13 protein-coding genes are annotated in these 15,460 nt (G+C 63.3%); 10 read left to right on the plus strand and 3 right to left on the minus strand.

Translation table 11 applies throughout. From position 1 onward, the window contains the following. Nucleotides 1–263 precede the first annotated feature (263 nt). The 3 genes from AC25M7_RS09960 (at nt 264) to AC25M7_RS09970 (ending at nt 1,503) form a co-directional block, all read left to right on the plus strand. Nucleotides 264–704 (plus strand): YkvA family protein, encoded by a 441-nt coding sequence (locus AC25M7_RS09960; RefSeq protein ID WP_028690135.1) that lies wholly within the window; start codon nt 264–266, stop codon nt 702–704. A gap of 89 nt (nt 705–793) precedes the next feature. Further along, the gene (locus AC25M7_RS09965; protein ID WP_069016064.1) at nt 794–1,138 is read left to right on the plus strand and encodes a helix-turn-helix domain-containing protein; all 345 of its coding nucleotides are present in this window, start codon (nt 794–796) and stop codon (nt 1,136–1,138) included. Beyond that, on the plus strand, nt 1,135–1,503 hold the full coding sequence (locus AC25M7_RS09970) for a hypothetical protein (RefSeq protein WP_028690133.1): 369 nt from the start codon (nt 1,135–1,137) through the stop codon (nt 1,501–1,503). The genes AC25M7_RS09965 and AC25M7_RS09970 overlap by 4 nt, the downstream gene beginning before the upstream one ends. 69 nt (nt 1,504–1,572) lie before the next feature. Here AC25M7_RS09970 and AC25M7_RS09975 read toward each other — a convergent pair whose 3' ends face one another. Then, complete coding sequence (locus tag AC25M7_RS09975; protein ID WP_028690132.1) at nt 1,573–3,330, minus strand: bifunctional diguanylate cyclase/phosphodiesterase; 1,758 nt, start codon at nt 3,328–3,330, stop codon at nt 1,573–1,575. Nucleotides 3,331–3,438: 108 nt separating this feature from the next. Then, nucleotides 3,439–5,520, minus strand: coding sequence for a carboxy terminal-processing peptidase (locus AC25M7_RS09980; protein WP_028690131.1), 2,082 nt, complete (start codon nt 5,518–5,520; stop codon nt 3,439–3,441). A 144-nt stretch (nt 5,521–5,664) separates the two neighbouring features. On the opposite strand from AC25M7_RS09980, the gene AC25M7_RS09985 reads away from it, so the two are divergent. Next, nucleotides 5,665–6,627, plus strand: a complete 963-nt coding sequence (locus tag AC25M7_RS09985; protein WP_486970985.1) for an NAD(P)H-quinone oxidoreductase — start codon at nt 5,665–5,667, stop codon at nt 6,625–6,627. Between the two features lie 39 nt (nt 6,628–6,666). On the opposite strand, the gene nadB is transcribed toward AC25M7_RS09985, so the two are convergent. Next, complete coding sequence (nadB, locus tag AC25M7_RS09990; RefSeq protein ID WP_028690129.1) at nt 6,667–8,280, minus strand: L-aspartate oxidase; 1,614 nt, start codon at nt 8,278–8,280, stop codon at nt 6,667–6,669. A gap of 436 nt (nt 8,281–8,716) precedes the next feature. Here nadB and rpoE point away from each other — a divergent pair, with 436 nt between their 5' ends. From rpoE to lepB, 6 genes are all read left to right on the plus strand, one after another. After that, complete coding sequence (rpoE, locus tag AC25M7_RS09995) at nt 8,717–9,298, plus strand: RNA polymerase sigma factor RpoE/AlgU (protein ID WP_003252049.1); 582 nt, start codon at nt 8,717–8,719, stop codon at nt 9,296–9,298. 31 nt (nt 9,299–9,329) lie between these two features. After that, entirely contained in the window at nt 9,330–9,920 is a 591-nt protein-coding gene (locus tag AC25M7_RS10000) for a sigma-E factor negative regulatory protein (RefSeq protein ID WP_028690128.1), read from the plus strand. A 13-nt stretch (nt 9,921–9,933) separates the two neighbouring features. Continuing rightward, nucleotides 9,934–10,896 (plus strand): MucB/RseB C-terminal domain-containing protein, encoded by a 963-nt coding sequence (locus tag AC25M7_RS10005; RefSeq protein ID WP_486970986.1) that lies wholly within the window; start codon nt 9,934–9,936, stop codon nt 10,894–10,896. A 200-nt stretch (nt 10,897–11,096) separates the two neighbouring features. Further along, nucleotides 11,097–12,503 (plus strand): DegQ family serine endoprotease, encoded by a 1,407-nt coding sequence (locus AC25M7_RS10010; RefSeq protein ID WP_371263124.1) that lies wholly within the window; start codon nt 11,097–11,099, stop codon nt 12,501–12,503. A 271-nt stretch (nt 12,504–12,774) separates the two neighbouring features. After that, the gene (lepA, locus tag AC25M7_RS10015) at nt 12,775–14,574 is read left to right on the plus strand and encodes a translation elongation factor 4 (protein ID WP_028690125.1); all 1,800 of its coding nucleotides are present in this window, start codon (nt 12,775–12,777) and stop codon (nt 14,572–14,574) included. 5 nt (nt 14,575–14,579) lie between these two features. Continuing rightward, entirely contained in the window at nt 14,580–15,434 is an 855-nt protein-coding gene (gene lepB / locus AC25M7_RS10020; RefSeq protein ID WP_028690124.1) for a signal peptidase I, read from the plus strand. Nucleotides 15,435–15,460 lie beyond the last annotated feature (26 nt).

The following is a 15,460-nucleotide window of genomic DNA, read 5'->3' on the forward strand; positions in this document are numbered from 1 at the left end:
AGAAGACGCCCCGTTTCGACGGGGCGTCGTCGTTTTCAGTCCGGCTTGACGCGAACCGTCGGCGTCATTCACTGTCGCAAGCAGTACCCACGCAGGCACGGAGGCCGGTGTCGCAAAACGTTTGCGCGATTGAAACGGTTGTGTAAAAAACGCCCGATTCGTACCAGGCCCTTGCCCGGCGGGCACCACGCGGCGCCAATGTCGCCCTGTTCACAAGGTTATCCACAATAATTGTGGATAACCCCTGGTCCTCTGGAGGTCCCATGAGCGCACCCTGGAATTTCGCCCGCTTCCTGCCCCTGGCCGAGCGCCTGCTCAGCCGCGGGCGGCTGCCGGCCCTGTTGTTCGCGGTGGCCCGCAAGGGGCCGAAGCTGGGCCAGTTGCGCGAGGATCTGCGCCTGATGCAGGCGCTGTGCCTGGCCTGGTGGCGTGGCGAGTACCGCGCCGTCAGCCCCAAGGCACTGGTGACCATCGTGGCCGGACTGCTGTACTTCGTAAGCCCCTTGGACGCCATTCCCGACTGGCTGCTGGGCGTCGGCCTGCTCGACGACATCGCCGTGCTGGGCTGGGTGCTCAAGACCGTCGCCGATGAGCTGGGTCGCTTCAAGGCCTGGCGCGACGCCCAGGCGCCGGAACGGCTGCGGGTGGTCGAGCGCCTTCCGGACACCCCGGAGGCGCTGCGTCTCGAGCGGCCCGGCAGCTGATTCGCACAGACCCCCGAGCTTGGTAATATAATTGGCATAAGGGTTATGCCTACGGATTACATGCCGTAATCCAACGTCAAGGGGGTTGTATGGGTATTCAGGTCATCAGCCGGGACGGTCAGCCCGAGTACGCAGTGGTTCCCTGGGAGCAATATCAGAAGTTGCTGGCGGCCGCAGGCCAGGCGCCGGCCGCGGCTCCCGACTCAGCCAGTCACAACGAGAGCACTCAACCAAGCGCCAGCCTGTCCTCCTTGGACCAGCTGGCGTCCTTGCGTCAGGCCAAGGGCCTGGCGCCGGAGCAACTGGCACGCAGCGTCGGCATCAGCCCGGCCTACCTGGCGATGATCGAGTCCGGGGAGCGCCGCCCGGACGCTGCGATCCTGCGCAGCCTGGCCTGGCACCTTGGCGTGGCCGGCTGGAGCGAGCCGTCATGAGCCAGGTCAGGATCAGCCGTCAGCAATGGCAGAGCCTGCTGACCGAGCTCGACCTGGCCCGCCGTCAACGCCACCTGCTCACGTACCGTGCGCTGCTTGAGCGCCTGCAATTGCCCAGTCCGGCGATGCAGACGCTGACCGCGGCGCTTGAATACCTGGCGGCGCTTGACGCCCGCGCCGAGCAGCCACTGCGCAGTTCGCTGGTGATCAGCCAGGGGGCCAGCCGCCTGCCGCGCACCGGCTTCTTCGAGTGCGTCGAGCGCCTGGGACGGTTTTCCGGACCGGTGGATGGCATGGAGGCGGCGTCCTGGCATGCCTCTGAAGTGGTGCGGGTGTTCGAGTATCGCTATCCGGAAGAGGCCTGAAATCGTGGCTGTAGGCTTGGTTGTGGAAGCGGGTTTGCCGGCGAAAGGACCGCACAGCGGTCCCCAGGTTTAACTCAGCACGGTTGTATCGATCAGGCTCAGCCCTGAGCCACCGTCATCCTTGGCTTGACGCTTGGCCTGGGAGGCAAGCTCGGCCAATTGACCGGCATCCAGCCCGTCGCTGCTGCCGGGCTCCAGCCAGACCACGCCGATTGACAGCGACAGCAAGGCGAAGGTCTCCCGCTGCCCTTGGCGGTTGTGGGCGATGAAGCAACCTGCCTCAAGGTGATCGCTGCGGTAGAAGCGTCGGCATTGCCGGCCAAAGGTCTCCAGCAGCAATTGCAGACGTTCGCGCCAGTCCGCCGAGCCCAGCACCAGCATGAAGTCGTCGCCGCCGATATGGCCGACGAAATCCCGGCTTGGGTCGACGCAGTCGTTCAGGCACTGGGCCAGGCACAACAGCACTTCATCGCCACGGGCATAGCCATAGATATCGTTGAAAGGCTTGAAGCTGTCGATGTCCACGTAGCACACGGCGGCCTCGCGTCGCTGCAGCAACAGGCGCGCCAGGCACTGCTGGATCGGCACGTTGCCCGGTAGCAACGTGAGCGGATTGGCGTGCCTTGCCTGCTGGATCTTCTGCTCGGTGATCAGCTTGAGCACGTCGATCACCCGCCCAAGCCCCAGGTAACGCCCATTCTGGGTAATGATGAAGTCTTCCTCGATACGCTGGCGCGCACGGCTGGTAAGCAGGCGGCTTACCTGCTGCAGCGACTGGCCGCGCTCGACAGCGAGAAAGTCTTGGCTCATCAGCCGGCTGATCGGCTTGCGCGCGAACAGGTCGGTGCCGAAGGGTTGGAGCAGGGCATCGGCAAGCGAGTGGCGATGGACGATGCCGCAAGGGCTGCCTTGCTCGTCCAGCACGGCGAGGGAGTTGAGGTTGGCCTGGCGGCGGAAGGCGTCTAGTACCTGTTGCGTGGCAGTATCGAGGGTGACCGAAGGCTGCTGGAGAAGCAGGGCGCTGAGGTCGCGGCTGTCCTCGCCCAGCGCTACAACCGAGTCTGGCGCCGGGGGTGGCAAGCCTAGGTAGTCTGCCACTGGAAACTCCTGGGGGCGGCCAAGCAGGTAGCCCTGGACCAGGAACACCCCCATCTCGCCCAGCACTGTCAGTTCCTCGGCCAGCTCGATGCCCTCGGCGATCACCTGAGCGCGGGAGGCCCGGGCGATCTGCAGGATAGAGCCGACGAACTCGCGCTTGAGCGGGTCCTGGTGGATGCCATCGATGAAATGACGGTCGATCTTCACATAGTCCGGGCGCAGCTCCGACCACAGGCGCAGGCTCGAGTAACCGGCGCCCAGATCGTCCAGGGCAATGGAGAAACCCATGTCGCGGTAGTGGTGCAGGGCGTTGTACAGCAGCTGGAAATCTTCGGTAGGCGTCTGCTCGGTCAGCTCGATGACTACCCGGCTCGGCGCCAGGCCGACCTGTTCGAGCATTTTCAGGGTGCGCCCGGACGGGTAGTCGGGCTCGACCAGGGATTCGGGGGAGACGTTGAGGAACAACTGGCCCGGCAGGTTCAGCTCGCTGAAACGGCGGCAGGCGGTTTCACGGCACAGCACCTCCAGTTCGGCGAGGCGACCGGCCTGGCGGGCGATGGCGAAGAGGTTCAGCGGCGAGTGCAGCGGGCTGTTGGACGGGCCGCGGCTCAGGGCCTCATAGCCGAGGATGCGCCTTTCAGACAGGCAGACGATGGGTTGGAACAGACAGTGGATACTGCGTTGAGCCAGGATGGCGCTCAAGGCGCTGAGCTGTTCGGTGACGGTCATGGACTGCTTCCTGAAGTGAAAAAGGCCGGACGCTTGCACGTTCGGCCCTTCCATTTCACGACAGTCCAGTGACTGTTTGATGACAGGTCACATTATTTCGCCATCACTTCAGTGCTTGGCCACCGACGTGCTGAGGCTCAGGTAGTCGAGCAGGATACGACCGGTCTCGGACAGGTAGGCATCGTCCTCGGGCTTGGTGTCGTCCGGCTCGGCGGGCAGGGCGTCCTCGTCTTCCTTCTTCAACTCCTTCAGCGGTTCTTCGCCCTTGGCTTTGCGTCGGATGTTCTCCAGCGTCAGCTGCTTGGACTCGATCTCGTCGTGGCGGGCGCGACGCTGCTGCTCGTTGAGGCTGACGGTCTTCTCGTTCATCAGCTTCTGGGTCAGCGCCAGGCGGTCGCGGATGTAGACGAACTCGGCATCCTTGTCGCTGCGCGCGTCATGCTGCGCCTTGAGCTGGGCCAGGAACGGCTTGAACGGATCGGAGGCCGGCTTGACCACCGGGCGGATGGTGTCCCACGGCATGGCCTCGGGGAGCGCGCTTTCGCCGATTTCCTTGGTGTCGATGATCGACGGATAGGCGATGTCCGGCAGTACGCCCTGGTGCTGGGTGCTCTGCCCGGAAACCCGGTAGAACTTGGCCAGGGTCAGCTTGAGCTCGCCGTGGTTGAGCGGCTGGATGGTTTGCACGGTGCCCTTGCCGAAGGTCTGGCCGCCAATGATCAGCGCGCGGTGGTAGTCCTGCATGGCACCGGCAAAGATTTCCGACGCCGAGGCCGACAGGCGGTTGACCAGCAGCGCCAGCGGGCCTTTGTAGAAGGCGCCCGGATTCTCGTCCTCGAGCACGTCGACACGGCCGTCGGCGTTGCGCACCAGCACGGTCGGGCCTTTCTCGATGAACAGGCTGGTCAGCTCGGTGGCTTCCTGCAGCGAGCCGCCACCGTTGTTGCGCAGGTCGATGACCACGCCGTCGACCTTTTCCTTCTGCAGCTCGGTGAGCAGCTTCTTCACGTCGCGGGTTGTGCTCTTGTAGTCCGGATCGCCAGCGCGATAGGCCTTGAAGTCCAGGTAGAAGGCCGGGATCTCGATGATCCCCAGCTTGTAGTCACGCCCGTCCTGCTTGAGCTTGAGCACCGACTTTTTCGCCGCCTGCTCTTCGAGCTTGACCGCTTCGCGGGTGATCGAGACGATCTTGCTGGTCTGATCGTTCGGCGCGTTGCTGGCCGGAATGACCTCCAGGCGTACCACCGAGCCTTTCGGGCCGCGGATCAGCTTGACCACTTCATCCAGGCGCCAGCCGACCACGTCGACCATCTCCTTGTTGCCCTGGGCCACGCCGATGATCTTGTCGGCCGGGGCGACCTGCTTGGTCTTGGCGGCAGGGCCTGCCGGCACCAGGCGCACGATCTTGACTTGGTCGTTGTCGCTCTGCAGCACCGCGCCGATGCCTTCGAGCGACAGGCTCATGTTGATGTCGAAGTTTTCGGCGTTGTCCGGCGACAGGTAGTTGGTGTGTGGGTCGTAGGACTGGGCGAAGGTATTGATGTAAGCCTGGAAGATGTCTTCCGCGCGAGTCTGGTCCAGGCGCGCCAACTGGTTCTTGTAGCGCTTGATCAGGGTTTCCTGAACCTGTTTGAGCTCCTTGCCGGAGATCTTCTGGCGCAGCACCTCGTCTTTCACGCGCTTGCGCCACAGCTCGTCGAGCTCGGCCTGGTTCTTCATCCACGGCGCGTCCTTGCGGTCGACCAGCAGGTCTTCCTTGACGCTGAAGTCGATCTTGTCGACGCCTTTGTTCAACTCGCCCAAGGCATAGTCCAGACGCTGCTTCACGCGGTCCAGGTAGCGCTTGTAGATAGTGAAGCCAGGTTCGAGGTTGCCGCTCTTGAGGAAGTCGTCGAACTGGGTCTTCCATTTGTCGAATTCGGCGATGTCGGCTGCGGTGAAGTAGCTGCGCGACGGGTCGAGCAGCTTGATGTAGCTGTCGTAGATGATGACCGAACGGGCGTCGTCCAGCGGTGGCTTGCTGTAGTGGTGGCGCTTGAGCAGCTCGACGATGTTGAGACTGGCCACGACCTCGTCGCGGTCCGGCTGCAGGCTGTCCCACTTGTTGGCGGCGGCCGCATTGCCACCGAGCGTGAGGCTGCCCAGGCCGATCATGAGGGCGAGGGCGGTGCTGGGGAGGAAATGCTTCATGCTGATTCGACGTGGAGGCAATTGATCACGCATAGTAGGCCGTCTTTTCCGTTCGCCGGTTCCATCGGAGCCGGACGCATACTGCAAAAAGCCTGGGACTTGGCGTTCCCAGGCTCGGTCATATGATTCAACTATGGAGGCACTGTGAAGGCATTGCAAGGCGTTGACGGACATGTGGCGTGGGTTGAGGCCGAGCGCCCGGCCTGTGATGCCGGGCAGGTGCGTATTCGCGTAGCCGCCGCCGGGTTGAACCGCGCCGACCTGCTGCAGCGGGCCGGGCTGTACCCGCCGCCGCCCGGGGCCAGCCCTTATATGGGCCTGGAATGCTCAGGGATCGTCGAGCAGGTCGGGGCCGGCGCCGACTGGCGCGTGGGCGACCGGGTATGCGCGTTGCTGGCCGGTGGCGGCATGGCCGAGGAAGTCGTGGTCGACGCCCGGCACGTGCTGCCGGTGCCCGAAGGCCTGAGCCTGCACGAGGCGGCGGCTGTGCCCGAGGTGTACGCCACGGCTTGGCTGAACATCTTCCAGCTGGGTGCATTGAAAGCCGGTGAGAAAGTGCTGGTGCATGCCGGTGCCAGTGGCGTGGGTTCTGCAGCCATCCAGCTGTGCAAGGCGTTCGGCAACCCGGTGTGGGTCAGTGTCGGGTCGCCGCAGCGCCTGGCCTATTGTCAGTCCCTCGGCGCCGTGGGCGGCGTGGTACGCAATGGCAATCTTGATGATCTGGAACAGCTCGGGCCGTTCGATGTGATCCTCGACCCGGTGGGCGCCAGCTATGGCCCGTTCAACCTCAAGCTGCTGGCGCGTGACGGGCGCTGGGTGATCATCGGCCTGATGGGCGGTCGCAAGGTCGAGCTGGACCTGGCGCTGGTGCTGGGCAAGCGCCTGGAAATCACCGGTTCGACCTTGCGCAATCGCGATGACGCGTTCAAGGCGCAGTTGTTACAGGAGCTGCGTCAGCACGTGTGGCCGCTTTTCGCCCAGGGACGCCTGTCGCCACAGTTGGTCGACACCTACCCGGTAGCCTTCGTCGAGGCGGCTTATGCGGAGCTGGCGAGCAACCAGGTATCCGGCAAGCTGGTGCTGGTGATCGACCCGACGCTCGTGTGATCTGGAGCATGCCCCTGTAGGAGCGCGCAGACTGCAACCTCACTCGTGGTTCTGCGGCACCAGAATGGTGTCCCGGGCTTCGGGCAGCATCCCCGGATAGTCCAGGGTGTAGTGCAGGCCTCGGCTTTCCTTGCGTTGCATGGCCGAGCGGATCATCAGCTCGGCCACCTGCGCCAGGTTGCGCAGCTCGATCAGGTCGCGGCTGACCTTGTAGTTGCTGTAGAACTCGTCGATCTCGTCCAGCAGCATGCGCACCCGGTGTTCGGCGCGCTGAAGGCGCTTGCTGGTGCGCACGATGCCGACATAGTCCCACATGAACCGCCGCAGCTCGTCCCAGTTGTGCGCGATGATCACGTCCTCGTCCGAGTCGGTCACTTGGCTTGCGTCCCAGCAAGGCAGGGCGCGGGGCATGGCGACCTGGTCCAGGCGCGCCTCGATGTCGGCGGCGGCGGCGCGACCGTAGACAAAGCATTCGAGCAGCGAGTTGCTGGCCATGCGGTTGGCGCCGTGCAGGCCGGTGAAGCTGGTCTCGCCGATGGCATACAGGCCGGGCACGTCGGTGTGACCGTGCTCGTCGATCATTACCCCACCGCAGGTGTAGTGGGCTGCGGGCACCACCGGAATCGGCTGGCGGGTGATGTCGATGCCGAAGGTCAGGCAGCGCTCGTACACTGTCGGGAAGTGGCTGGTGATGAAGTCGGCCGGCTTGTGGCTGATGTCGAGGTAGACACAGTCCACCCCGAGGCGCTTCATCTCGTGGTCGATGGCGCGGGCGACGATGTCCCGTGGCGCCAGCTCTTCGCGTGGATCGAAGCGCGGCATGAAGCGCTCGCCATTGGGCAGGCGCAGCAGGGCACCCTCGCCGCGCAGTGCCTCGGTGATCAGGAAACTCTTGGCCTGCGGATGGTACAGGCAGGTCGGGTGGAACTGGTTGAACTCAAGGTTTGCCACCCGGCATCCGGCGCGCCAGGCCATGGCGATGCCGTCGCCGCAGGCGCCGTCTGGGTTGCTGGTATACAGGTAGACCTTGGCCGCGCCGCCGGTGGCCAGCACGGTGAAGCGCGCGCCGAAGGTGTCCACCTCCCCGGAGTTGCGATTAAGCACGTAGGCGCCCAGGCAGCGGTCGCCGTCCAGGCCCAGGCGGCGCTCGGTGATCAGGTCGACGGCCACGCGCTGTTCGAGCAGTTCGATGTTCGCGCGTTGCCTGGCCTGTTCCAGCAGGGTGGTAAAGATCGCAGCGCCCGTGGCGTCGGCGGCATGGATGATGCGCCGGTGGCTGTGACCGCCCTCACGGGTCAGGTGGAACTCGAAGCCGCCGTCGTCGACGCTGTAATGCTCGTCGCGGGTGAATGGCACGCCTTGTTCGATCAGCCACTGGATGGCCTCGCGGCTGTGCTCGACGGTGAAGCGCACGGCATCTTCGTGGCACAGCCCGCCACCGGCGTTAAGGGTGTCCTCGACATGGGACTGTACGGTGTCGGTATCGTCAAGCACCGCGGCAACGCCGCCCTGGGCCCAGAAGGTCGAGCCGTTGGCCAGGTCGCCCTTGCTCAGTACGGCGATGCGCAGGTGGCGGGGAAGGTTCAGTGCCAGGCTGAGACCGGCGGCACCGCTGCCGATCACCAGGACATCATGTTGGAATTGTTGGCTCATGTCGGGACACTAGTAATCTTTGGAGGGGGCACGGCACAATAGTCGAGCGCAGATGGCACTGTGAAACTATCGTGAAACCTGGCCGGGATGCCTTTATAGCAGCCCCGGGCGCCTGATTTCCAATGGTGCATACGGGTGGCTGGCGATCTTTATGGGAACTTTCCGATACCCCTGGAAATCCTATAAAGGCTGCCCGTACGCCACAGATTGCCGCGGCGACGCAAGGCGGCAGCTCTATCTTGGGCTGACACCTGCGTAACGAAACCAGAATATCGACGCAGCCGGCCGTGACCGCGCTGCGTCTTTCGTGCGAGCCGACCAAGGGCCGCAGGAAACTTGCTTGGAGGGGAGAACTTTTGCGCAAAGCCCGAGTCTATGGTTGCAAGCCTGAACGATGGCTGATGCAGCGCTCCTTCGAGATCACTGAGGAGTGTTCATGCTAACCCAGGAAGAGGATCAGCAGCTTGTAGAGCGCGTGCAGCGTGGCGACAGGCGAGCTTTCGATCTGTTGGTGCTGAAGTATCAGCACAAGATTCTCGGGTTGATCGTGCGTTTCGTACACGACACCCATGAGGCGCAGGACGTGGCGCAGGAAGCCTTCATCAAGGCATACCGTGCGCTTGGGAATTTTCGCGGTGACAGTGCGTTCTATACGTGGCTTTACCGCATCGCCATCAACACGGCGAAGAACTACCTGGTGTCCCGCGGAAGGCGGCCACCAGACAGTGATGTGAGCTCCGAGGATGCGGAGTTCTATGACGGCGATCATGGTCTCAAGGATCTCGAGTCCCCAGAGCGCTCGTTGTTGCGGGATGAAATCGAAGGCACCGTCCATCGAACCATCCAGCAACTGCCGGAAGATTTGCGTACGGCGCTGACCCTGCGTGAGTTCGATGGATTGAGTTACGAGGACATTGCCAGCGTCATGCAATGTCCAGTGGGTACCGTGCGCTCTCGAATCTTCCGCGCTCGGGAGGCCATAGACAAAGCCCTGCAACCCTTGTTGCAGGAAACCTGAGACAGCGGCGACAGCCAAGAGAGGAACCGCCATGAGTCGTGAAGCTTTGCAGGAATCGCTGTCCGCGGTGATGGATAACGAAGCGGACGAACTGGAACTGCGTCGCGTGCTGAATGCCGTCGACGATGCCGAAACCCGTGCTACCTGGTCGCGTTACCAGATTGCTCGCGCAGCCATGCACAAAGAGCTGCTGCTGCCCAAGTTGGACATCGCCTCGGCGGTTTCCGCAGCGCTGGCCGATGAGGCCGTGCCGGCCAAGGTCAAGCAGGGCCCTTGGCGCAGCCTCGGTCGCCTGGCCGTGGCCGCATCGGTGACCGTTGCCGTGCTGGCCGGTGTGCGCTTCTACAACCAGGACGAGATCAGCGGTGCCGAACTGGCCGCCCAGCAGCCTGCCCAGCAGGGGCTGAGCATGCCGCAGGCGCAAGGTCCGGCCGTTTTGGCAGGATATAGTGAAAGCAACGAGCAACCGACCGGGCCAATGGCCAACGGTGTGCTGCAGAACCAGGCCGGCTGGGATCAACGCTTGCCGGGCTACCTGCGCCAGCACGCCCAGGAGTCCGCGCTGAAGGGCAACGAGACCGCGCTGCCTTACGCCCGCGCCGCCAGCCTGGAAAACCGCTAAGTTAAGGAGGATCATGCGCGCGCTACCTCTCCTGTCGCTGCTGCTTGGCAGCAGCCTGACGGTGCAGGCCCTGGCCGCCAACTCCTCGCCCGAGGCGAGCGAGTGGTTGAACAAGCTGGCACGGGCCGAGCAGCAGAGTTACCAGGGATCCTTCGTCTACGAACGCAACGGCAGCTTCTCATCCCATGACATCTGGCATCGCGTCCAGGATGGCAAGGTCAGCGAGCGGCTGTTGCAACTCGATGGCTCGGCCCAGGAAATCGTGCGGGTCGACGGCAAGGTGCAATGCGTCAGTGGCAACCTTGCCAGTAGCGTGGGCACACCACCGGACAGCGCCCTGCGGGTGCTCGACCCCCTGAAGCTGATGAGCTGGTACGACCTGAGCGTGTCAGGCAAGTCACGCGTCGCCGGGCGCGATGCGGTGATTGTCGCGCTCACACCGCGTGACCAGCATCGTTATGCTTTCGAATTGCATCTGGACCGCCGCACCGGCCTGCCCCTGCGCTCGTTGATGCTCAACGACAAGGGCCAGTTGCTCGAGCGCTTCCAGATGACCCGCCTTGACACTGACGCTGCGCCAACCGACGCCGAACTGGCCGCCAGCGCCAGTTGCAAGCCAGTTGAGCGCACGCAGTCCGGCACCGCCGAAACCGTCGTCGGGTGGCGTTCGGACTGGCTGCCGCCAGGGTTCGAGCTGGTCAACAGCTCGGTCCGCCGCGATCCGGAGCGCAAGAATACCGTCAGCAGCCTCATGTATGACGATGGCCTGGCCCGTTTTTCGGTGTTCCTCGAGCCGATCGGCAACGAGGCTGGTGTCGATACCCGTGCCCAGCTCGGTCCCACCGTCGCGGTGTCGCGGCGCCTTACAACGCCCAAGGGCAAGGTGATGGTCACTGTGGTCGGCGAGATCCCGCTGGGCACCGCCGAGCGTGTCGCCCTGTCGATGCGGGCCCAGGATGCCCAGGCGCGCCAATGACGGCGCGCCCTCTGACAGTTCTTGTTACACAGAGCTGACATGAAATTAAGGCATTGTCATTTGCAATCCTGCCGCAAATTTTCTATAGGTCAGGCTTCTCGGAGTCTGGCCTTTCCTGCGTCTGCGGGAACCTTACTGCTAACTACGCTCGTTGTGACGGGAGCCGTATGTCAATACCACGCTTGAAAACCTACCTATCGATGTTCGCCGCCGTGCTCATGCTTGGCCAGGTGCTCAGCGCCCAGGCCGAAGAGTCCCTGCCGGACTTCACCACCTTGGTCGAGCAGGCCTCGCCGGCGGTGGTCAACATCAGCACCAAGCAGAAACTGCCGGACCGTCGCGTCGCCGCCGGGCAGATGCCGGACCTCGAAGGCCTGCCGCCGATGTTCCGCGAGTTCTTCGAGCGCAACATGCCGCAGCAGCCGCGTTCGCCTCGTGGCGATCGCCAGCGCGAGGCGCAGTCGCTGGGTTCGGGCTTCATCATCTCCAGTGACGGTTATGTGCTGACCAACAATCATGTGGTCGCAGACGCTGACGAGATCATCGTCCGCCTGTCCGACCGCAGTGAATTGCAGGCTAAGCTGGTGGGCACCGACCCACGTACTGACGTGGCCCTGCTCAAGGTCGAGGGCAAGAACCTGCCGACCGTCAAGCTGGGTGACTCGGAGAAACTCAAGGTCGGTGAGTGGGTGCTGGCCATCGGCTCGCCGTTCGGCTTCGACCATTCGGTGACCAAAGGGATCGTCAGCGCCAAGGGCCGTACGCTGCCCAACGACACCTATGTGCCGTTCATCCAGACCGACGTGGCGATCAACCCGGGTAACTCTGGTGGTCCGCTGTTCAACATGAAGGGCGAGGTGGTGGGTATCAACTCGCAGATCTTCACCCGTTCCGGTGGCTTCATGGGCCTGTCGTTCGCCATCCCGATCGACGTCGCCATCGATGTGTCGAACCAGTTGAAAAAAGACGGCAAGGTCAGCCGTGGCTGGCTGGGCGTGGTGATCCAGGAGGTCAACAAGGACCTCGCTGAATCCTTCGGCCTGGACAAGCCGGCCGGCGCCCTGGTCGCCCAGGTCCTGGAAAACGGCCCGGCAGCCAAGGGCGGCCTGCAGGTGGGCGACGTGATCCTGAGCATGAACGGCCAGCCGATCGTCATGTCCGCCGACCTGCCGCACCTGGTCGGCAGCCTCAAGGACGGCGAGAAGGCCAAGCTGGAGATCATCCGCAATGGCAAGCGCCAGAACCTGGACGTCACCATTGGCGCATTGCCCGAGGATGACGCCGACATCGGCCTGGGCGCGGGGGCCGATGGCAGCGCCGAGCGCAGCAGCAACCGCCTGGGTGTGTCCGTGTCCGACCTGACCGCCGAGCAGAAGAAGTCGCTGGAGCTCAAGGGCGGCGTGGTCATCAAGGAAGTCCAGGATGGTCCGGCGGCCATGATCGGCCTGCGTCCGGGCGATGTCATCAGCCACCTGAACAACCAGGCCATCGCCTCGGCCAAGCAGTTCACCGAGATCGCCAAGGAACTGCCGAAGAACCGTTCGGTGTCCATGCGCGTGCTGCGACAGGGGCGTGCGAGCTTCATCACCTTCAAACTGGCTGAATAAGCGGGTGGTGCGGTAGGTAAAGGGCAGCTTCGGCTGCCCTTTTTCATGAGCAGCAGGCTTGATGGTCCTGCGTGGGAGCGGGCTTGCCCCGCGATGTGGCTCGATCAGGCAACATTTTCAGCTGATCGGACGCCATCGCGGGGCAAGCCCGCTCCCACGCTAAACCGATAGGCAGGTGACAAGGGTTCTCCCATATCCCTCCGGCTTGAGGTACAATTCCCGGCTATTTTTCGGCGGGCGTCCGGCTCGCAGCCTTTTCGAGTGTTGACCCGTGAGTGATTTGAGTCATATCCGCAATTTCTCCATCATCGCCCACATCGACCATGGCAAGTCGACGCTGGCCGACCGTTTCATCCAGATGTGCGGTGGCCTGTCGGCGCGCGAAATGGAAGCCCAGGTCCTGGACTCCATGGACCTCGAGCGCGAGCGCGGGATCACCATCAAGGCCCACAGCGTCACGCTCAACTACAAGGCGCAGGACGGCAAGGTCTACCAGCTGAACTTCATCGACACCCCCGGCCACGTCGACTTCACCTATGAAGTCTCACGCTCGCTGGCCGCCTGCGAGGGTGCGCTGCTGGTGGTGGACGCCGGTCAAGGCGTCGAGGCCCAATCGGTGGCCAACTGCTATACCGCCATCGAGCAGGGCCTGGAGGTGATGCCGGTCCTGAACAAGATGGACCTTCCCCAGGCCGACCCGGACCGCGTCAAGGACGAGATCGAGAAGATCATCGGTATCGACGCCACCGACGCCGTGGCCTGCAGCGCCAAGAGCGGCATGGGCGTCGACGAGGTGCTCGAGCGCCTGGTGCAGACCATCCCCGCGCCGGAAGGCGATATCGACGCGCCGTTGCAGGCGCTGATCATCGACTCCTGGTTCGACAACTACCTGGGCGTGGTCTCGTTGGTGCGCGTGCGCCACGGCCGCGTCAAGAAGGGCGACAAGATCCTGGTCAAGTCCACCGGCAAGGTGCACCTGGTCGACAGCGTCGGCGTGTTCACGCCCAAGCACACCCAGACCGCTGATCTGAAAGCCGGTGAAGTGGGCTTCATCATCGCCAGTATCAAGGACATTCATGGCGCCCCGGTGGGTGACACCCTGACCCTGTCCAACACCCCTGAAGTCGAAGTGCTGCCAGGCTTCAAGAAGATTCAGCCGCAGGTCTACGCCGGCCTGTTCCCGGTCAGTTCCGACGACTTCGAGGACTTCCGCGACGCCCTGCAGAAGCTGACCTTGAACGATTCGTCGCTGCAGTACATGCCGGAAAGCTCCGACGCCCTGGGCTTCGGCTTCCGTTGCGGCTTCCTCGGCATGCTGCACATGGAGATCATCCAGGAGCGCCTGGAGCGCGAGTACGACCTGGACCTGATCACCACGGCGCCCAGCGTGATCTACGAGCTCGAACTCAAGACCGGCGAAACCATCACTGTCGACAACCCGTCGAAGCTGCCGGACGTCTCGGCGGTCAACGACTTCCGTGAGCCGATCGTCACCGCGACCATCCTGGTGCCGCAGGAGCACCTGGGCAACGTCATCACCTTGTGTATCGAGAAGCGTGGCGTGCAGCGCGACATGCAGTTCCTCGGCAGCCAGGTCCAGGTGCGCTACGACCTGCCGATGAACGAAGTGGTGCTGGACTTCTTCGACCGCCTGAAGTCGACCAGCCGCGGCTATGCGTCGCTGGACTACCATTTCGACCGCTACCAGTCGGCCAACCTGGTCAAGCTGGACGTACTGATCAACGGCGACAAGGTCGATGCCCTGGCCCTGATCGTGCACCGCGACAACGCCGCCTACAAAGGCCGCGCGTTGACCGAAAAGATGAAGGAACTGATCCCTCGGCAGATGTTCGATGTGGCGATCCAGGCAGCTATCGGCGGCCAGATCATCGCGCGGACAACCGTCAAGGCGCTCAGAAAGAACGTACTGGCCAAGTGCTACGGTGGCGATGTCAGCCGTAAGAAGAAGCTGCTGGAGAAGCAGAAGGCCGGTAAGAAACGCATGAAGCAGGTGGGTAACGTGGAGATTCCACAGGAAGCCTTCCTTGCCGTGCTCAGGTTGGATAGCTAGGTCCTATGTCGCTAAATTTCCCGCTGTTGCTCGTCATCGCCGTCGCCGTCTGCGGTCTGTTGGGTCTGATCGACCTGCTGTTCCTGGCCCCGCGCCGGCGGGCGGCGATCGCCAACTACCAGGGCAGCGTCAGCCAGCCCGAAATGGCCGTGGTCGAACGCCTGAACAAGGAGCCCTTGCTCGTCGAATACGGCAAGTCGTTCTTCCCGGTGCTGTTCATCGTGCTGGTGCTGCGTTCGTTCCTGGTCGAGCCGTTCCAGATCCCGTCGGGGTCGATGAAGCCGACGCTGGAAGTGGGCGACTTCATCCTGGTGAACAAGTTCTCCTACGGTATTCGGCTGCCAGTGATCGACAAGAAGGTCATCGAGGTGGGCGATCCGCAACGCGGGGATGTGATGGTGTTCCGCTACCCGAGCGACCCCAATGTCAACTACATCAAGCGTGTGGTCGGCCTGCCGGGTGACGTGGTGCGCTACACCAGCGACAAGCGACTGTTCGTCAACGGCCAGTCGATCGCCGAGCAACTGGTCGGCAGCGAGCCGGGCACCCTGGGCAGCGCCGAGCTGTACAAGGAGAAGCTCGGTGAAGCCGAGCACCTGATCCGCAAGGAAATGACCCGCTACCGCATGCCGCCGGACCAGCAATGGACCGTGCCGGCCGGTCATTACTTCATGATGGGCGACAACCGCGACAACTCCAACGACAGCCGCTTCTGGGATGATCCGAACATTCCCAAGGAGCTGCACGGCATGGTTCCGGACCACAATATCGTCGGCAAGGCGTTCGCGGTCTGGATGAGCTGGCCCGAGCCAAAGCTCAGCCACTTCCCGAATCTGTCGCGGGTCGGGCTGATCCATTGAGTAACGACGGCGCTGTCCACGGACAG

This window comes from Pseudomonas sp. P106(2024) (assembly GCF_057480815.1).